This is a genomic window from Roseivivax sp. CAU 1753, assembly GCF_054482575.1.
In genome coordinates, this window is record NZ_JBTLRF010000006.1 from 149,396 (window position 1) to 167,336 (window position 17,941).

Sequence of the window (17,941 nt, forward strand, 5' to 3'; positions counted from 1 at the left end):
GATGACCGTCAATGTCCTCTTCGCCGCCAAGCCCGCCGCCTGGGCCACCTACGAGGGGCCGCTGACCCGGGCGCTCGATGCCACCGGCCTCGACTACCGGCTCGACACGCGAATGCCGCCGAAGACCGTCGACTACATCGTCTACGCGCCCAACAGCGACATCGAGGACTTCACCCCCTTCACCCGCGCCAAGGCGGTGCTGAACCTTTGGGCGGGGGTCGAAAACGTCGTCAACAACCCGACGCTGACGATCCCCCTGGCGCGCATGGTCGACGATGAAGGGCTGACCCAGGGCATGGTCGAATGGGTGACCGGGCATGTGCTGCGTCATCACCTCGGGATGGATGCACATATCGTCAATCCGACCCATCAATGGATCGAGACCGCCCCGCCGCTGGCCCGCGAACGGGTGGTGACGATCCTCGGCCTTGGCACGCTGGGGGCGGCCTGCGCCGAGATGCTGGTGCGGATCGGCTTCGACGTTCGGGGCTGGAGCCGGTCGGGCAAGACGGTTCCCGGGGTCGCCTGCCATGCGGGCCCGGACGGGCTCGCCCACGCGCTCGATGGCGCCGAGATCGTCGTGCTGCTGCTGCCCGACACCCCCGCGACGGAAAACGTGCTCTGCGCGCATACCCTGTCATTGCTGGCGCACGGTGCGGTGGTGATCAACCCGGGGCGCGGGCCGCTGATCGACGACGACGCCCTGCTCTCGGCGCTGGACAGTGGCCAGGTCGGCCACGCGACGCTCGACGTCTTCCGCACCGAACCCCTGCCCGCCGACCACCCCTACTGGGCGCACCCCAAGGTGACCGTAACGCCGCATATTGCCTCGGAAACCCGCAGCACCAGCGCCGCCCGCGTGGTGGCCGACAACATCCGGCGCGGCGCGGCAGGCCTGCCCCTGCTGCATCTGGTCGACCGCACCGCCGGTTACTGACGCGGCCCCTGCTCACGATCGGACCGGAAATACTCCGGGGGGTTCAAGGGGGGCAGAGCCCCCCTTGCTTGCCGCCGGGCTTCAGCGCGCCAGCCATTCCAGCCCCATCGCGGCAAAGCGCGGCACGAACGCGCCCAGCCGCAGCGCCGAGGCAGGATTGGACGCATTGCCGTCAAGCGCGCGCTTCTTGACGCCCTGCAGGATCGCCGCCATGCGGAAAAACGCGAACGCCACGTAGTAACCGAACCGCTCCGGCGGCGCGATGCCGCGTGCGGCGCAATACAGCGCCACGAACTCCGCGTCGGTGGGCAGGCCAAGCGCGCCCCGGTCGAGCCCGGCCAGCCCCCGCCCCTCGGCCCCGGTCGGCATCTGCCATTGCATGACGACACCGGCAAGGTCCGCATAGGGATGGCCCAGCGTCGACAATTCCCAGTCGAGCACCGCCTTGCAGCGCGGTCCGTCCTCGTCGAACAGCATGTTGTCGATGCGGTAATCGCCATGCACAAGCGTGCGCGCGCCGTCGTCGTCCGGCATCTGCGCGCCAAGCGCCGCGATAAGGCGGTCCATGTCGGTCAGCGCCCCGGTCTCGGAGGCGCGGTATTGCGCGGACCAGCGCGCCAGTTGCCGTTCGAAGTAGTGCCCCGGCGGGCCATAGTCCGCCAGTCCCGTGGCATCGAGGTCGACATCGTGGATCGCGGCGAGGACGCGCGCCATTTCCGCCACGATCGCGCCGCGCGCAGCAGGACCGAGACCGGGCATCGACGGGTCGTCGATATTGCGTCCCGCCACGTGCTCCATGACATAGAACATCGCGCCCGTGACGCTGTCATCCTCGCACAGCGCCAGCACTTTCGGCACCGGAACATCGGTCGGATAGAGCGCTTTCTGCACCCGGTACTCGCGGTCCACCGCATGGGCCGACTTCAGCAACTGCCCCGGCGGCTTGCGGCGCAGCACATAGGACCCCGACGGCGCGTCGAGCCTGTAGGTCGGGTTCGACTGTCCGACCGCGAACTTGCTGGCCGTCAGCGGCCCGCAAAAGCCGGGCACCGCCGCGGCCATCCAGTCCGCGACGCGGGCAAGATCCAGCTCGGCCATCAGCCCGCCCGCTGCACGTGCTTCTTCAACTCGGCCCGGGCGACCTGTCGGCGGTGCACCGCGTCCGGCCCGTCGGCAAAGCGCAGGGTGCGGATATGGGTCCACATATGCGCCAGATCTGTGTCCTGGCTGATCCCCTCGGCCCCGAACAGCTGCATCGCCTCGTCGACGACGCGGCCCGCCATCAACGGTGCCACAACCTTGATCTTCGAGATCCAGGGCTGCGCCGCGCGCACGCCCGCCGTGTCCATCATCCACGCCGCCTTCAGACACAGAAGGCGCGCCATCTCGATCTCCATCCGGGCATTGGCGATGATGTCGTAATTCGCCCCCAACTCGACAATCGGCTTGCCGAAGGCTTCGCGGTCGAGACCCCGCGCGCACATCATTCCAAGCGCCTTTTCGGCCTGCCCGATGGCGCGCATGCAGTGATGGATACGTCCCGGCCCAAGACGGCCCTGCGCGACCTCGAAGCCGCGCCCTTCGCCCAGCACGATGTTCTTCGCGGGCACGCGCACATCGGTAAAGCGAATATGCATGTGGCCGTGCGGCGCGTCATCCGCCCCGAACACGGTCATCGGGCGCAGCACCTCGATGCCCGGCAGATCCGGATCGAGGACAAGCATCGTGTGGCGCTGATGCTTGGGGGCGTCCGGATCGGTGCAGGCCATCAGGATGTAAAGCCCGCAGCGCGGATCGCCCGCCCCCGAAATCCACCACTTCTCGCCGTTCAGAACAAAATCATCGCCATCGCGCTTGGCCTCGAAGGCCAGTTGCGCCGCATCCGACGAGGCCACCTCCGGTTCGGTCATCACATAGGCCGACCGGATCTCGCCCGCCAGAAGCCGCCCCAGCCAGCGCTCTTTCATCCAGTCTTCGCCGTAGCGTTCGAGCACCTCCATGTTGCCGGTGTCGGGCGCGTTGCAGTTGAACACCTCGGCGGCGATGGCGACCTTGCCCATTTCCTCGGCCAAATAGGCATATTCCACCGTGGTCAGCCCGTAGCCCCGGTCGCTGTCGGTCAGCCAGAAGTTCCACAGCCCCCGCTCGCGCGCCAGCGCCTTGAGCCCGTCGAGGATCTCAAGCTGCCTGTCTGTATGCCGGAACCGGTCGCCCGACGGGTGCTTGCCCACCTCGGCGTGAAATTCCGCATCCAGCGGCGCGATATCGTCTTCGACCATGCGCCGCACCGCCTCGATCAGCGGACGCACCGTGTCGGTCACTCCAAGATCCATCAGCTTTCCCCTTCCTGCCAGCTGACCAGCGTCAGCCAATCCGCGGCCAGCGCGGGTTTTTCCGCGCCTTCACGCTCGACCGTCACGTCCCAGCGCAGCAACACACCGCCCTCACGATCCTGCATCTCGGCGATCTGGAAGTTGCCGCGCACCCGACTGCCGACCAGCGTCGGCGCAAGAAAGCGCACCCGGTCGAAGCCGTAATTCACCGTCACGGCCCCCTTGGGCAACTCCTCCAGCACCTCGAAGACCATCGCCGAGAGCATCGACAGCACCAGAAAACCATGCGCCACCGGCCCGTCGAATCCCGCCGCCCGCGCCGCGGCATCGTCGAGATGGATGCCCTGCCAGTCCTCGGTGGCATCGGCAAAGGCCTGCACCCGCGCGGGCGTCACATCATACCAGCGCGACGCCTTGGGTTTGCCTGTCCGGAACGAGTCAGCCAGCATCGGGCAACACGTAGTCGGCGAATTGCTTGCGCAGGGTAAGCTTCGAGACCTTGCCCGTCGCGGTCAGCGGCAATTCCTCGACGCAGATCAGCGCGTCGGGCAACTGCCACTTGGCGACGTGGTCCAGCAGCATGGCATGCAGGTCTTCCAGCGTCGGAGCCTCGTCGCCCGCGGGCACCACGACCAGCACCGGGCGCTCGTCCCATTTCGGATGCGCCACGGCGATGACCGCGCAACTGGCCACCTTGGGATGGGCGATCACCACGTTTTCCAGATCGATCGACGAGATCCATTCCCCCCCCGACTTGATCAGATCCTTGGTGCGGTCCTGGATCGTCAGGAAGCCCAGCTCGTCAATCGACGCCACATCGCCGGTGCCGAACCAGCCCTCGGCATCGATGGCCTTGCGCGACGCCTCTTCGTTGTTGAAATAGCCAGACACCACCGTGTTGCCGCGCACGTACAACTCGCCCGCGGCCTTGCCGTCATGGGGCAGGCGCTTGCCCGCTTCGTCGACGATCTTCAGCTCGACCCCGAAAAGACGCCGCCCCTGCTTGGCCTTGAGCGCCATCTGCTCTTCGCGGGGCAGCTTTTTCATCGGCGCGGACAGCAGGCCATGCGTACCCACGGGGCTCATTTCGGTCATGCCCCAGGCATGGCAGACCTCGACACCCGACGCCTCGAACCCCTCGATCATCGAACGGGGTGCCGCCGAGCCGCCGACCACCACCTGCGCAAAGCCTTCGGGGTTGCGCCCGCGCTTGTCGATCTCGGCGCGCAGGCCCTGCCAGACCGTCGGAACGCCCCAGGCCGAGGTGACCTTCTCGGCATCCATCAGGTCGAACAGCGACGGCCCGTCCAGTTTCGCCCCCGGCATGATCAGCGACGCCCCGGTCAGCGGCGCGGCATAGGGCAGCCCCCAGGCATTGACGTGGAACAACGGCACCACGGGCAGGACCTTCGCGCCCTCGGTCAGCGATTTCGACAGCGCGATGGCCACCGTCATGGCATGCATCACGGTCGAGCGATGGGTATACAGCGCGCCCTTCGGGTGGCCGGTCGTCCCGGACGTATAGCACAGCGCCGCGGCGGTCTCTTCGGGCAGGTCGGGCCAGTCATACGTGGTCGGGTTGCCGTCGATCAGATCCTCGTAGCACGTCAGGTCAAGCGGGCTGTTGGGCATATGCGCGCGATCCGTCATCGCCACCAGCACAAGCCCCTCGGGCAGCTTGTCGGCCAGTGCCTCGAGCAGCGGCGTGAAGGTCACATCGAAGCACAGCACCTTATCTTCGGCATGGCCGATGATATACAGCATCTGCTCTGCCGACAGGCGCGGATTGATGGTGTGGCAGACCGCGCCCATGCCGGACACCGCGTAATACAGCTCAAAATGCCGGTATCCGTTCCAGGCGAGCGTCGCGACCCGGTCGCCCTGTCCGATACCGATCCCGGCAAGCCCGTGCGCCAGTTGCCCGGCCCTCGCATAGGCCTCGGCATAGGTTTCGCGGTGCATGTCGCCCTCGGTTCGCACCGATACGACCTCGCCGCCCGGATGCGCCCCCGCCGCATATCGCAGGATCTCGATAATCGACAGCGGTTGGTTCATCATCATGCCGTTCATCTGGCCCTCCCTTGCCGTCCAAGCGTATCATGCCACCTTACCGTGGCGGGGCTGCCCTGCTTCCGCAACCGCAAAGCCCCCAACTTGCAACGAAAGTCTCAACATGACCGAAACCTATCGCCGCATCGCCCTTGCCCGTCGCCCCAAGGGGACGCCGGTGCCCGCGGACTTCTCGCTCGAGACCGATCCGCTGCCGGAACCCGGCGCGGGCGACATTCTGATCGCCACCGAATGGCTGTCGCTTGATCCCTACATGCGGGGCCGGATGGACGACGCCAAGAGCTATGCCGAACCTGTGGCCATCGGCGGCACCATGACCGGTCAGGGGGTGGGCCGGGTGCTGCGGTCCAAGGCCGAAGGGTTCGCCGAAGGCGACATGGTCACCGGCATGACCGGCTGGGCCGATCACGCGGTGCTACCCGCCGCCGAATGCCGCAAGCTCGAGGCCGGAACGCCGCCCTCGGCGATGCTGGGCGTGCTCGGCATGCCGGGCTTCACCGGCTGGCGCGGCCTGCACGAATACGGTCGGCCCAAGGCGGGCGAAACCCTGGTGGTGGGGGCCGCGACCGGCCCTGTCGGCTCGATGGTCGGCCAGTTGGCCCGGCTTGCGGGTTTGCGCACCGTGGCCATTGTCGGCGGGGCCGAAAAGTGCCGCATCGCCCGCGACACCTTCGGGTTCGACGCCGCCATCGACCACCGCGCCCATGACAATGCCAGTTCCCTGCGCGCCGCCATCGCCGAGGCGGCCCCGGACGGCGTCGACATCTACTGGGAAAACGTCGCGGGCAAACTGCTCGAGGCGGTGCTGCCGCTGATGAACACCCATGGCCGCATCCCGCTCTGCGGCGCGGTTGCCTGGTATGGCGGCAGCGACAGCGACGCGGACCGCCTGCCGATGGCCTGGCGGTCGATCCTGGTCAAACGCCTGTCGGTCAACGGCTTCATCATCTTCGACCACTGGGACCACTACCCCGACTTCCTGCGCGACGTCGCCCCGCGGGTCGCCAGCGGCGAGATTGCCGCGCTCGAGGACGTGGCCGAAGGGCTCGAGGCCGCACCCGGCGCCTTCATGGCGATGCTGAAGGGCGGCAATACCGGCAAGCAGATCGTCCGGATCTGAGCTGCCGACAGCCATCGACCCACCTGCCGCCGCACCCTGGCGGGGGTGGGCAATCCCACCCTTGCCCCTTCATCTTTCCAAAAAAACGCAATCCCGCCGATGCCGCCCGCACCGCCGCCCGGGTCAGCAGACCGGGTCAGCCGCGCCCGATATAGGGCATACTGGTGGCCATCACGGTCATGAACTGCACATTGGCCGACAGCGGCATCTCCGCCATCAGACGCACCGACGCGACCGCTTCGGCCACATCCATCACCGCGGGTTCCGCCAGTCCCCTGGCGCGATTGGTCTCGATGATCCCCTCCAGCAACTCGGTCCGGGCATTGCCGATATCGATCTGCCCGCAGGCAATGTCGAAGCCGCGGCCATCGAGGCTGAGGCTCCTGGTCAGACCGGTGATCGCGTGTTTCGTGGTGGTGTAGCAGACCGAGGTCTCGCGCGGCACATGCGCCGAGATCGAGCCGTTGTTGATGATCCGCCCGCCTTGCGGGTCCTGCCGCCGCATCCGGGCAAAGGCGGCGCGGGCGCACAGGAACATGCCCGTCAGGTTGACCCCGACGACCGCGTCCCATTCCGCCAGCGCGACATCGTCGATGAGGGCCGAAGGGCCGAAGAGACCGGCATTGTTGAACAGCACGTCCAACCGACCCGCCCGCGCCACAAACCTGTCGAACGCCGCCTCGACCGCGTCCGCGTCGCGCACGTCGACGGGAAGCACCGTGGCGGCCTCGTATCCTGCCGCGACCGCGCGCAGCGCGTCCTCGCGTCGCGCCAGCAGCCCCACGTGCCAACCCGCCGCAAGAAAGTCCCGCGCCACCGCCGCGCCGATGCCCGAACTGGCCCCGGTCACCAGGATGCTCTTCATATCTCGTCCTCCGTCTGTGCGCTCAATTCAAGCGGCGCGGCCGGGGCGGTGCGCAGGTCGTCGACGCTCAGCGGCAGGGTCGGTTTCGCCAGCCGGTTGCGCACCACCCAGAAAAGCCGCTCCTGCGCGCGGGTGATCGCCACATAGGCAAGCCGCTTCCACAATGGCTGCCCCGCCTCTGACCGCCCCATCCGCGCCGCCACGAACAGATCCGGCGCAAACACCTGCACCGCGTCCCATTGCGACCCTTGCGCCTTGTGGATCGTCACCGCCGCCCCGTGCAGGAACGTCGCCCCCATCCGCGCGGCAAAGGGGATGAACGGCTCTTCCTCGCCGGGTTTCTCGATCTTCACGATCGACGCAGCGGAAATCCGCGGCTCCGGCGCGCCCATCACGTGCAACCGCGAAAACCCGGGCTTCCTGCCGGGTCCGAGGTAGATCACCTGCGCGCCCTTGATCAGCCCGCGCGCCTCGAGGTCGAGCCGTTTCTTGCGGTGCTTGAGCGGCAGCTCGATGCCGTCGCAGATCAGCGGCTCACCCTCCAGCAGCTCGGTATCGGGGGCCCCGTAAACGGCGCGGAACGCCTGGATCAGCCGGATCCGCGTGGCATTGCGCCAGACGAGGCACGGCGACCGCGCCATCCGGTCGACCTCGACCCGTTGCGCCCAGACGACGCGGTCGTCCTGCCGCGCCTTGTCCTCGATCATCCGCTCGAAATCCTGGAACGTCAGCGCCGGGTCGGACAGCGCATGCGCCAGATCGAGGATCGGGTTGTCGGCCTCCTGCCGGTGGACGCGGGCCAATTCCATCTTCTGGGCGTCCTGCATGCCGTCGAAGACCATCGCGCCCGACTGGTTTACCGGGGCCAGCTGCGCCGGGTCGCCGAACAGCAGAAGGTTGGGAAAGATCTCCTGCAGATCGGCGTATTGGCGATCGTCCAGCATCGAGGCCTCGTCGACGAATCCGATATCCAGCGGATCCTCGCGGCGCTTCCAGCCGGTGATGAAATCCGACCCCCGAAGCCCCGCCGCCGCCAGCGCCGCGGGCACCGACTTGTGGCCCTGGAACGACGCGAAGGCGCGATCGAGCGCGGCCTCGGTCAGCGCCTCGATCTCGGGCTTCTCGCCATTGCCCATCAGCCACTCGGCGATCTTTTCGTATTCCGGGTGATAGACCGGCGTGTAGAGAATGCGGTGGATCGTGGTGGCCGGAACGCCGCGATTGCGCAGCACGCTCGCGGCCTTGTTGGTGGGGGCAAGAATGGCGAGGGTGCGGCGATCCTTGCGGCGCCGGCTCTCGTAATCGCCCGACACCGTCTCGACGCCCGCCTCGCCCAGCGCCCGGGCCAGCTGCGCCAGCAGCATCGTCTTGCCCGATCCGGCCTTGCCCATCAGCGCCATGACCTGGCTCTGACCCTCCTGAGGCGGCGTGCAGAACCCTGCCTCCAGATCGACGCCCGCACCGCGCAGCATCTCGGCCACGCGGTCATAGGCCTGGGCCTGGTCGTCGGAAAAGGTAAGCGCAGGCACGGTCATGGGCGGACACTATATGCCCGCCCGAGGCTTCGCCAGAGGTCAGGCGGCGTTGGCTTCGAGCTTTGCCGCCGCGGCAGTGAAGGCATGGTCGAACCAGTAGCGCGACTGCGCCGGATCGATCCCCGCAGAGGCCGCGACCCGCGCCCGCGCCGCGTCCGAAAAGGACCACAACCCGACCGAGATGCGCGCCCTCCCCGCGCCTTCGCTGCCCAGAACCTCGGGGGCCGCACCGATCCGATTGTAGATGCGCACCATGCGGGCGTCGAACACGCCGACGTAGTGCTTCACGCCGAACCCGGTCATGACCTCGCCGCCCGCCAGCATCAGCGCGGCGGCGGCGCCGGGGTCGGTGTCGCGCGCCAGACAGAAGCGGGTGCATTCCCAGATCAGCGGGCTTTCGATGCGCACGCCGTCGGTCAGATGGCCGAAGTGGTCGTTGACCATCGTGGCCCCGGTGGTGGGCATCAGCCGCATGGAGCCGCCGTGGCTGCCATCGGCGCGTTCCCAGATCACGTAAAGCGGGTTCATCGCGTCATAGGCATCGCGCTCTTCACCGTCGGCGTCGACCGAGACCTCCCAGCCGAGCCGCGTCTTGAACTGGTCCGCACGGTCGCGAAACATGCTGCGGGCCAGTTTGGGGTGGCGCACGAGGTCGGCGGCGTAAAGGTAGCGGATCATCGGTCAGCCCTTTCTGTAATGACAGAATGAGCTAAGCGTTTGGGCCGTTAACGGTGGTTAACCCGAACGGGCGTTGCGTCCGTTCAACCGGTCCGTCAGACGACGATCAACCCCCGTTGCAGGGCCTGCGCGACGGCATGCGTGGTATTCAGCGCGCCCAGCTTGAACCGGGCGCTTTCGATATAGACCCGCAGCGTATTCTCCGAGATCGACAGCGTGTTGGCGACCTGCGCGCGGGAATAGCCGACCGCGATCAGGGTCATGGCGTCGATCTCGCGCGGGGAGAGTGATGGGGTGGGTTGCAGGCCGCGTCCGGGCTGAAATTCAAGCGCCTTCTGGTTGAAGTAATGCGCGATCAGGATCAGCTCGCGGCGATGCGTCTCGGTGAAGGCGGTCCATTCCGCGTCATCGCAAGAGTGGTTGAGCGTGAACAGCGCGAACTGCCCGTTCGGCCCCCGGATCGGAACCGAATACCCCTGGTTTCCGACCCCGTGTTCGACCGCATCGCGCAGAAAGGCGCGGGCGGCGCGCGACGACCAGTCAAAGCGTTTCCAGTCGACCGGGTGAAAGCGCTGGTAACACCCCTGAATGACCGGATCGATCCGCAGATACCCTTTGTCGAGATAGTGCGCGACCCATTCCGGCGCATAGGTTCCGCAGCCAAATTGTTCCCCGTCGGCAGCAACCCAGTGATAGACGATGTGATCGACACCGTAGTGATCGCGCAGCGCCTCGATCAGGGGTTGCAGATCGTCCTGCGACCTAGCGGCCTCGAGCCGCGCTAGCTGTTCGTCCAAGCCGGAACTCGGCAACACAATTCCCACCGGCAGATTCCCTTCCATGGGACGCTATCTCGGCGTGGGCGACCATTTGCGCTTCGTCCAGTTGAGCAGCCAACAGGTCGAACGCATTTGCGTTAGCAAATCTTTTCAAGTCCGAGAGAACGTCGATTATCCAGTCATGTCCCATGAGAATGCTCAACCCTAAATGGTTAACGAAACGTTAATACAATCCTAACATGCAAACCTAAAGTCGCATATTCGCAAAATACCCCTCATCAAATATGGTGAGGCCGGGTTTTCGAAGCCGCTGAAAACAGGGATTCGCCCGCTCGGGAACGCGCAAGGCCCGCGACCGCCAGTGGCGACCCGCGGGCCTTGTCGTCTTAACATTCGTCAAGTCAGATTAAGCTCTGGCGTCGAGCGCATCCTCAAGCGTGCGCAGGCCGGTCGTCGGTGCCTGCACCAACACCGACATGTTGCCGGGCTTGTGCTGGTTGCGCAGCATCTTCATGTGCGCGTCGGGGATTTCGCTCCACGGGAAGACCTCGGACATGCAGGGGTCCAGCCGCCGCTCGAGCATCAGCTTGTTGGCCGACGCCGCCTGCTTGAGATGCGCGAAGTGCGACCCCTGAAGGCGCTTCTGGTGCATCCACATGTAGCGCACGTCGAAGGTCGCGTTGAACCCCGTCGTACCGGCGCAGATCACGACCATGCCGCCCTTCTTGACCACAAGGGTCGAGACCGGGAATGTCGCCTCGCCGGGGTGTTCGAACACCATGTCGACGCTGACGCCCTTGCCGGTGATGTCCCAGATCGCCTTGCCGAACTTGCGCGCTTCCTTCAGCCACTCGTTATATTCGGGCGAGTTGACGATCGGCAGCTGGCCCCAGCATTTGAAGTCCTTGCGGTTGATCACGCCCTTCGCGCCCAGCGACATGACAAATTCGCGCTTGTCCTCTTCCGAGATCACGCCGATCGCGTTGGCACCGGCGGTATTGGCCAGCTGGATCGCGTAAGAGCCGAGGCCGCCCGACGCGCCCCAGACCAGGACGTTCTGACCGGGCTTCAGTTCGTGCGGGTGGTGGCCGAACAGCATCCGGTAGGCGGTGGCCAGCGTCAGCGTGTAGCAGGCGCTTTCTTCCCAGGTCAGGTGCTTGGGGCGCGGCATGAGCTGCTGCGCCTGCACGTTGGTGAACTGCGCAAACGAGCCGTCGGGCGTCTCGTAGCCCCAGATCCGCTGCGTCGGCGAGAACATCGGATCGCCGCCGTTGCATTCCTCGTCGTCGCCATCGTCCTGGTTGCAGTGGATCACGACCTCGTCGCCCACTTTCCAGGTCTTCACCCGGTCGCCCACGGCCCAGACGATACCCGAGGCATCCGAACCCGCGATATGAAACTCTGCGCCATGCACGTCGAACGGCGAAATCGGCTGGCCAAGCCCGGCCCAGACGCCATTGTAGTTGACGCCCGCCGCCATCACGAGAACCAGAACCTCGTGGCTATCGAGGACAGGCACATCGACCACTTCCATCTTGAAGGACTTGTCCGGCTCTCCGTGACGCTCGCGGCGGATCGCCCAGGCATACATCTGCTTCGGGACGTAGCCCATCGGGGGGATCTCGCCGATCTCGTAGAGATCCTTTTCGGGCGCATCGTATTCCGCGATGCCGGTTTGCGTATCGAGAGCCATGGCTGCCTCCTGTCGAAGTTCTCAGATTGCGCCGCGCTGCGGCGATGAATGCAAATGCTTTGCCGGGAATATCGCTGCTCGCGCAACAATGCAATCAGATATAAGCCCTGATTGTAACTTTATGACCGAGCAATTGCAGCATTTTACGCCGCGCCTGCATAGGTGACCAGCAGGTGGCGGATCGAGTTGGCGTAAAACCGGAGAATCGGCGTACCCGCCGATTTCGGCGCAAACCGGTCGCCGTCCGGCGTCACCAGATCGCGCGCGCGAAGCCGCTCGAGTGCATAATCCACCGCGTGGCAGCGATCCTTGCCCGGCAGCACCAGCGTGTGCCCGGTGGCGGCCTCGACCCGGCCCACCGCGGCTTCCAGTTCGCTGCGCGTCATCGGCCCCTGCTCAAGCAGCAGATACGAGACCAGCGGCACCGGCAGGATCGGTACCGCAGCGGCGATGCGGTCAAGGATTTCCCGGCTCAACGCCTCGGGGCGACGCGCGAGCGCGACATTGGCCCGCAACGACAGCGGCGTGCCGAATCGCACGGCGGTCAGGCCAAAGCGTTGCAACTTTCCGGTCAGCCGCCCCCATAGCAGCAGGAACGCATAGCGAAACGCCGACAACACGCCGGCCCGGAAGCGTCGGTCGCCGCGATTGTCGGCGGCAATCAGGATGGTGTCTTCAAGAACCCGGTCGTAATTCAGCGCCACCGGCACGAAGACCACATCGCGCTGGGCAAGATCCGCCCCCTCGGCCATGTATTTCATCAGCCCGACCTTGGGCGGCCTGATGGCCCCGTCGAGGCTGAGCCCGCCTTCGGGGAAGATCGCCTGCGCCACACCGCCCCGGGTCGCCATATGCACATATTTCTCTAGCACCTTGCGATAAAGCGCGTTGCGCGATTTGCGCCGGATGAAATAGGCCCCCATCGCACGGATCAGGCCCGACAGCGGCCAGACCCGCGCCCATTCCCCCACCGCATAGGACAAGGCCGACCGGCGCGCGGCAAGGTACGTCACCAGCACGTAATCCATGTTCGAGCGATGATTCATCACGAAGATCACCGTCGCGTCACGATCGATTGCCTCGATGGCGGCGTGATCGATATCCATGACGTCGACCTGGTAGAGCGCATCCGACAGCCAGCGCGCGGCACGAATCGCAAAGCCGAAATAGGCCGTCGCCGAAAAGGCGGGCACGATCTCGCGGGCGTAACGACGGGCATCCTGGAAGGCCACGTCTTCGCGCTGTTGGTTTTCCCTGGCATGGACAAGCACCGCTTCGGTCACTTCCGGATCGTAGATCAGCCGCTGGATGAGGTCGTACCGCCGCGCCAGCTTGAAGGGCTGGATCGGGCGCTCGAGCCGCTGGTTCAGACGCGCGACGATCCTCTCCGCCCGGCGACGCACGAACCAGCGCACCGATGGGAACAGGAAATGCGACGCAAAGGTGATGCCCGCGAAGATCAGGATCAGCGCCAGAAGCCAGATGGGAAGCGAGACAGTCGCGGTCATGCGCCAACATTGCCCGGCAGCGGCACCGGGGCAATCCCATCGATGGCGTCACGTTCCTGCGCTTGCGACGGCCATACGGTGGCGCAACGCCGGAAATTTCGGGCAACAGGCCGGATGCAGACCGCGCAACTGCCCGGCCGGCATTGATTCCCCGGACCAACAGCGCCAGAACCGTCGCGGGTGCGCCGCAACGCAGCGAATTGACTTTGCCACAAAGTTTCGCCTATGCACGGCCAAGCGCAAGATTATTACCACATCGATTCAGTATGAGGACCGAGATGACCGACACCAAGTCCCCGCCGCAGAAAGACAAACCGTGGCTCATCCGGACCTATGCGGGCCATTCCACGGCCGAGGCTTCGAACCAACTCTATCGCGGCAACCTGGCCAAGGGGCAGACCGGCCTGTCCGTCGCCTTCGATCTGCCGACCCAGACCGGCTATGACAGCGACCACGTGCTGGCGCGCGGCGAGGTCGGCAAGGTCGGCGTGCCGGTCTGCCATCTGGGCGACATGCGCAGCCTGTTCGATCAGATCCCGCTGGAACAGATGAACACCTCGATGACGATCAACGCCACGGCGCCTTGGCTGCTGTCGCTTTATATCGCCGTCGCCGAAGAGCAGGGGGCCGATCCATCCAAGCTGCAAGGCACGGTGCAGAACGACCTGATCAAGGAATACCTGTCGCGCGGCACCTATATCTGTCCGCCCAAGCCATCGCTGAAGATGATCGGAGACGTGGCCGAGTATTGCTACAAGCACATCCCGAAATGGAACCCGATGAACGTGTGTTCCTATCACCTGCAAGAGGCCGGGGCGACGCCCGAACAGGAACTTGCCTATGCGCTGGCCACCGCCATTGCCGTGCTCGACGAGTTGAAGCCGCGCGTCCCGGACGCGGATTTCCCGACGCTTGCGGGCCGGATTTCATTCTTCGTCAATGCGGGCATCCGCTTCGTGACCGAGATGTGCAAGATGCGCGCCTTCGTCGATCTTTGGGACGAGATCCTGCTGGACCGTTATGGCGTGACCGATGCCAAGTTCCGGCGATTCCGCTATGGCGTGCAGGTCAACAGCCTTGGCCTGACCGAACAGCAGCCCGAAAACAACGTCTACCGCATTCTGATCGAGATGCTGGCCGTCACCCTGTCGAAGAACGCCCGCGCCCGCGCCGTGCAATTGCCCGCCTGGAACGAGGCGCTGGGTCTGCCGCGGCCCTGGGACCAGCAATGGTCGATGCGGATGCAGCAGATCATGGCCTACGAGACCGATCTGCTGGAGTATGACGACCTCTTCGATCAGAACCCCGCGGTCGAGCGAAAAGTCGCCGCCCTCAAGGATGGCGCGCGCGCCGAGCTGGCCAATCTCGACGGGATGGGCGGTGCCATCGACGCAATCGACTACATGAAATCGCGCCTCGTCGAAAGCAATGCCGACCGCGTGAACCGCGTGGAAACCGGCGAGACCGTGGTGGTCGGGGTCAACCGCTGGACCGAGACAGAGCCGTCGCCGTTGCTGGGCGAAGATGGCGGCATCATGCTGGTGGACCCTGCGGTCGAAGCCGAACAGGTGGCGCGCCTCGAAGCCTGGCGCACCGGACGCGACGCCGACGCCGTGGCCCGCGCGCTCGCCGATCTGCGCGCCGCAGCCCGCGAGGGGCGCAACGTCATGCCGCCGTCGATCGCCGCGGCGAAAGCAGGCGTCACCACCGGCGAATGGGCCGGCGAGATGCGCGCGGCCTTTGGCGAATATCGCGGCCCGACCGGCGTGTCGAAATCCGTATCGAACAAGACCGAGGGGCTGGACGACATCCGCGAGGCCGTCGACCTCGTGTCGGACAAGCTCGGGCGGCGGTTGAAGTTTCTTGTCGGCAAGCCCGGCCTCGACGGTCATTCGAACGGGGCCGAACAGATCGCCTTCCGCGCCCGCGATTGTGGCATGGACATCGAATACGAAGGCATTCGCCTGACACCCGAGGAAATCGTGTCCGCGGCGCAATCCGGCGATGTGCATGTGATCGGATTGTCGATCCTCTCCGGCAGCCATCTGCCTTTGGTGGAAGACACGCTGGCGCGCCTCAAGTCTGCGGGATTGGGGCATATTCCCTTGATCGTCGGCGGGATCATTCCCGAAGACGATGCCCGCAGACTCCGGCAGATGGGTGTGGCGCGGGTCTATACGCCGAAAGACTTCATTCTGAATGCGATCATGATGGATATCGTTACGCTGGCGGATCCGGAAGCGGTCGCCGCCGAATAGACCGGTTTCCAGACGTTGCAATCCGACGAGTCCCCGCGCACCAGCCGTTGCGCGGGGTTCCCGTCATTGTCGAGTGTCACAATAAAGAGCTTGTCCAATTCGAAATTTTGGCTAATAGGGAAATTAGGTATGGGAGAAGTTGAATGACAATCGATCTTGATAAGATGTCCAAAGAGGACCTCGAAACACTTCGCAAGGATGTGGATCGCGCCTTGAAAACGCTGGATGCTCGCCGAAAAGGCGAAGCAAAACGCGCCGCGGATCAGGCGGCAAAGGAATACGGTTTCTCGCTTGATGATCTTATTGGAGGAACATCCTCCAAGGGCACCAAGGGCGTTGCGAAATACGCCAACCCGGAGGATCCGTCGCAAACCTGGACCGGACGCGGACGCAAGCCGAAATGGGTCAACGATGCGCTCGACTCCGGAAAGTCGCTGGACAGCCTTGCAATCTGATGTCGATCCATATCGGCGCAAAGCCGGGTGAGATCGCGGAAACGGTACTGCTGCCCGGCGATCCCTATCGGGCGCGTTGGGCGGCAGAACAATTCCTCGACAATCCGGAATGCATCAACGACGTCCGCGGCATGCTGGGTTATACCGGCAGCTGGAAAGGCAATCGCGTCTCGATCCATGGTTCGGGAATGGGCATGCCGTCGTTGTCGATCTATGCCAATGAACTTATTCGCGATTATGGCGCAAAGAAACTTATTCGCATCGGCTCCTGCGGTGCGATGCAGACGCAGGTCAAAATACGCGATGTGATCATCGCGATGACCGCGTCGTCGCTGTCTACCCCGTCGCGCGGGATATTCCGCGAATTGAATTTCGCGCCGCCCGCCGATTGGGGTCTTTTGCGGGCTGCTGTTTCCGCCGCAGAGGCAAAGGACGCGGCGGTCCATGTCGGCGGGATCTATTCCGCGGATGTATTTTACGACGAACGCCCGGACCTAAATGAGCAGATGACCCGGCACGGCATTCTGGGCGTCGAGATGGAGGCCGCGGAACTCTACAACCTTGCCGCGCGGCACGGCATCCGGGCGCTTGCGGTGCTGACGGTCAGCGACCACCTGCTGACCAAAGAGGCCCTGCCTTCCGAGGACCGCGAACGCAGCTTTGGCGACATGGTCGAGATCGCGCTGGAAGCGGCGTTCTCGGGCTGAGAACCGGTCGCCTTTTGCGCTGCACGCCCCCTGTCAGGCGCCGTGGCTGCGGTCATATCCGTTGGGCGCGGGGCGCTGCCACCCGGCCAGGGCGTCAGGGTCTGGGCGCAGCACCTCGATCCCGAGCGGGTAGCACGCCGCCCTGTCAGATGAATGCTGGGCCGAGCAATCGCCCCCCGGACAGGCGGACAACGCCCCCAGAAGGTCGATCTCGGCGAAGAAGGTCAGGGCGTCGCCGGGCCGCACCGGTGAGGCCTTCATGAAGTATTGCCCGGTCTCGCGGGTGAACCCGGTGCACATGAACACGTTCAGCACGTCATGGATATGCGCCTCGGCCGCATGAAGCGGCACGCCAAGATGCGCCGCCAGCGCCCGCGTCAGGTTCGAATGGCAGCAGTGATGATAGTGCTGCCCACCCGAAAGCAGGTGCGATGTGTAGGGGTCGCAGCGCGTGCCGATCACGTCATGCACCGACCCGCCAAAGGAATCGATACCATACCAGTCGAGGCTGTCGGCGACGATCGTGGCCATGGGGCGCAAGGTCGGAAAGCTGGACCAGAGCCTGTCGCCGGTGGTGACATGGGTGCCATGGAGCGCGCGGGTCTTGCCGGAGTAGAACCGCTCGGACAGATCCTGCGCGTTCCACAGGTTCAGGTCGCCGACCTGCGGACCATCGACCGAAACGATCCGGAAAAAGCAGCCCGCGGGCACAACGAAGGTGGCCGCGTCGCGCGGTGGTGCCACGACCGTGTCGATGACCGACGCGGTGGCCTGCGCGCGCGCGTACAGCGCCAGGGGTGCAGGTGGCAGCGTGTCGTCCGGATAGCAGATCACGGGTGGAATGACGCGCCGTTGGTCGGCGTCGGGCGGGGCTTGGGACATGGCGGTCGCTCCGGGCTAGGTGGGCCAAGCGTCGGCTCTGTCGGGTGGCTTTGCAAGGGCGGCGCCGACAATCGGCGCGGTTGTCGCAGGCCGGATGCGACCCGCATTTGCGACCGATACG

16 protein-coding genes are annotated in these 17,941 nt (G+C 65.2%); 5 read left to right on the forward strand and 11 right to left on the reverse strand.

Features of this window, described 5'->3' with window-relative positions:
• The first annotated feature begins 1 nt into the window (after position 1).
• Entirely contained in the window at positions 2–937 is a 936-nt protein-coding gene (locus ACXYMN_RS13960; protein ID WP_459014326.1) for a 2-hydroxyacid dehydrogenase, read from the forward strand.
• An 81-nt stretch (positions 938–1,018) separates the two neighbouring features.
• Here the strand turns inward: ACXYMN_RS13960 and ACXYMN_RS13965 are convergent, their stop codons facing one another.
• From ACXYMN_RS13965 to ACXYMN_RS13980, 4 genes are read right to left on the reverse strand one after another with little or no spacing between them, the layout of a single operon-like run.
• Positions 1,019–2,035 carry a phosphotransferase family protein gene (locus tag ACXYMN_RS13965; RefSeq protein WP_459014327.1) on the reverse strand — a complete coding sequence of 339 codons (1,017 nt, stop codon included), beginning with the start codon at positions 2,033–2,035 and terminating at the stop codon, positions 1,019–1,021.
• A complete protein-coding gene (locus ACXYMN_RS13970; protein WP_459014328.1) occupies positions 2,035–3,270 on the reverse strand; it encodes an acyl-CoA dehydrogenase family protein in 1,236 nt (411 codons plus the stop codon). The genes ACXYMN_RS13965 and ACXYMN_RS13970 overlap by 1 nt, the downstream gene beginning before the upstream one ends.
• Positions 3,270–3,719, reverse strand: a complete 450-nt coding sequence (locus ACXYMN_RS13975) for a MaoC family dehydratase (protein WP_459014329.1) — start codon at positions 3,717–3,719, stop codon at positions 3,270–3,272. Before ACXYMN_RS13975 ends, ACXYMN_RS13970 begins: the two co-directional genes overlap by 1 nt.
• On the reverse strand, positions 3,709–5,340 hold the full coding sequence (locus ACXYMN_RS13980; RefSeq protein WP_459014330.1) for a long-chain-fatty-acid--CoA ligase: 1,632 nt from the start codon (positions 5,338–5,340) through the stop codon (positions 3,709–3,711). The genes ACXYMN_RS13975 and ACXYMN_RS13980 overlap by 11 nt, the downstream gene beginning before the upstream one ends.
• Before the next feature lie 103 nt (positions 5,341–5,443).
• Here ACXYMN_RS13980 and ACXYMN_RS13985 point away from each other — a divergent pair, with 103 nt between their 5' ends.
• Positions 5,444–6,460 (forward strand): NADP-dependent oxidoreductase, encoded by a 1,017-nt coding sequence (locus tag ACXYMN_RS13985; RefSeq protein ID WP_459014331.1) that lies wholly within the window; start codon positions 5,444–5,446, stop codon positions 6,458–6,460.
• A 136-nt stretch (positions 6,461–6,596) separates the two neighbouring features.
• Here the strand turns inward: ACXYMN_RS13985 and ACXYMN_RS13990 are convergent, their stop codons facing one another.
• The 6 genes from ACXYMN_RS13990 to ACXYMN_RS14015 all read right to left on the reverse strand — a co-directional run bounded on the left by ACXYMN_RS13990 (position 6,597) and on the right by ACXYMN_RS14015 (position 13,518).
• Complete coding sequence (locus ACXYMN_RS13990; protein WP_459014332.1) at positions 6,597–7,325, reverse strand: SDR family oxidoreductase; 729 nt, start codon at positions 7,323–7,325, stop codon at positions 6,597–6,599.
• Complete coding sequence (locus ACXYMN_RS13995) at positions 7,322–8,860, reverse strand: ATP-dependent DNA helicase (protein ID WP_459014333.1); 1,539 nt, start codon at positions 8,858–8,860, stop codon at positions 7,322–7,324. The genes ACXYMN_RS13990 and ACXYMN_RS13995 overlap by 4 nt, the downstream gene beginning before the upstream one ends.
• A gap of 39 nt (positions 8,861–8,899) precedes the next feature.
• Entirely contained in the window at positions 8,900–9,538 is a 639-nt protein-coding gene (locus ACXYMN_RS14000; protein WP_459014334.1) for an acyl-homoserine-lactone synthase, read from the reverse strand.
• Positions 9,539–9,633: 95 nt separating this feature from the next.
• Positions 9,634–10,380 carry a helix-turn-helix transcriptional regulator gene (locus ACXYMN_RS14005; protein ID WP_459014335.1) on the reverse strand — a complete coding sequence of 249 codons (747 nt, stop codon included), beginning with the start codon at positions 10,378–10,380 and terminating at the stop codon, positions 9,634–9,636.
• A gap of 343 nt (positions 10,381–10,723) precedes the next feature.
• A complete protein-coding gene (gene ccrA, locus ACXYMN_RS14010) occupies positions 10,724–12,010 on the reverse strand; it encodes a crotonyl-CoA carboxylase/reductase (RefSeq protein WP_459014336.1) in 1,287 nt (428 codons plus the stop codon).
• 143 nt (positions 12,011–12,153) lie between these two features.
• Positions 12,154–13,518 carry a 1-acyl-sn-glycerol-3-phosphate acyltransferase gene (locus ACXYMN_RS14015; RefSeq protein ID WP_459014337.1) on the reverse strand — a complete coding sequence of 455 codons (1,365 nt, stop codon included), beginning with the start codon at positions 13,516–13,518 and terminating at the stop codon, positions 12,154–12,156.
• Between the two features lie 278 nt (positions 13,519–13,796).
• Between ACXYMN_RS14015 and ACXYMN_RS14020 the strand changes: the two genes are divergently transcribed.
• The 3 genes from ACXYMN_RS14020 (at position 13,797) to deoD (ending at position 16,938) form a co-directional block, all read left to right on the forward strand.
• Positions 13,797–15,776: a methylmalonyl-CoA mutase family protein gene (locus tag ACXYMN_RS14020; protein ID WP_459014338.1), complete on the forward strand. Its 1,980-nt coding sequence runs from the start codon at positions 13,797–13,799 to the stop codon at positions 15,774–15,776.
• A gap of 143 nt (positions 15,777–15,919) precedes the next feature.
• Positions 15,920–16,231 carry an H-NS histone family protein gene (locus tag ACXYMN_RS14025; protein WP_459014339.1) on the forward strand — a complete coding sequence of 104 codons (312 nt, stop codon included), beginning with the start codon at positions 15,920–15,922 and terminating at the stop codon, positions 16,229–16,231.
• Positions 16,231–16,938 carry a purine-nucleoside phosphorylase gene (gene deoD, locus ACXYMN_RS14030; RefSeq protein WP_459014340.1) on the forward strand — a complete coding sequence of 236 codons (708 nt, stop codon included), beginning with the start codon at positions 16,231–16,233 and terminating at the stop codon, positions 16,936–16,938. The genes ACXYMN_RS14025 and deoD overlap by 1 nt, the downstream gene beginning before the upstream one ends.
• A 33-nt stretch (positions 16,939–16,971) precedes the next feature.
• Here the strand turns inward: deoD and ACXYMN_RS14035 are convergent, their stop codons facing one another.
• Positions 16,972–17,820, reverse strand: a complete 849-nt coding sequence (locus tag ACXYMN_RS14035) for an urea carboxylase-associated family protein (protein WP_459014341.1) — start codon at positions 17,818–17,820, stop codon at positions 16,972–16,974.
• Positions 17,821–17,941: the final 121 nt, after the last annotated feature.

Coding starts and splice junctions, on each gene's coding strand:
- ACXYMN_RS13965 (WP_459014327.1), bottom strand. CDS start 2,035: ATGGCCGAGCTGGATCTTGCCCGCGTCGCGGACTGGATGGCCGCGGCG.
- ACXYMN_RS13970 (WP_459014328.1), bottom strand. CDS start 3,270: ATGGATCTTGGAGTGACCGACACGGTGCGTCCGCTGATCGAGGCGGTG.
- ACXYMN_RS14005 (WP_459014335.1), bottom strand. CDS start 10,380: ATGGAAGGGAATCTGCCGGTGGGAATTGTGTTGCCGAGTTCCGGCTTG.
- ACXYMN_RS14015 (WP_459014337.1), bottom strand. CDS start 13,518: ATGACCGCGACTGTCTCGCTTCCCATCTGGCTTCTGGCGCTGATCCTG.
- ACXYMN_RS14025 (WP_459014339.1), top strand. CDS start 15,920: ATGACAATCGATCTTGATAAGATGTCCAAAGAGGACCTCGAAACACTT.
- ACXYMN_RS13990 (WP_459014332.1), bottom strand. CDS start 7,325: ATGAAGAGCATCCTGGTGACCGGGGCCAGTTCGGGCATCGGCGCGGCG.
- ACXYMN_RS14000 (WP_459014334.1), bottom strand. CDS start 9,538: ATGATCCGCTACCTTTACGCCGCCGACCTCGTGCGCCACCCCAAACTG.
- ACXYMN_RS13960 (WP_459014326.1), top strand. CDS start 2: ATGACCGTCAATGTCCTCTTCGCCGCCAAGCCCGCCGCCTGGGCCACC.
- ACXYMN_RS14035 (WP_459014341.1), bottom strand. CDS start 17,820: ATGTCCCAAGCCCCGCCCGACGCCGACCAACGGCGCGTCATTCCACCC.
- ACXYMN_RS13975 (WP_459014329.1), bottom strand. CDS start 3,719: ATGCTGGCTGACTCGTTCCGGACAGGCAAACCCAAGGCGTCGCGCTGG.
- ACXYMN_RS13985 (WP_459014331.1), top strand. CDS start 5,444: ATGACCGAAACCTATCGCCGCATCGCCCTTGCCCGTCGCCCCAAGGGG.
- ccrA (WP_459014336.1), bottom strand. CDS start 12,010: ATGGCTCTCGATACGCAAACCGGCATCGCGGAATACGATGCGCCCGAA.
- ACXYMN_RS14020 (WP_459014338.1), top strand. CDS start 13,797: ATGACCGACACCAAGTCCCCGCCGCAGAAAGACAAACCGTGGCTCATC.
- ACXYMN_RS13995 (WP_459014333.1), bottom strand. CDS start 8,860: ATGACCGTGCCTGCGCTTACCTTTTCCGACGACCAGGCCCAGGCCTAT.
- deoD (WP_459014340.1), top strand. CDS start 16,231: ATGTCGATCCATATCGGCGCAAAGCCGGGTGAGATCGCGGAAACGGTA.
- ACXYMN_RS13980 (WP_459014330.1), bottom strand. CDS start 5,340: ATGAACGGCATGATGATGAACCAACCGCTGTCGATTATCGAGATCCTG.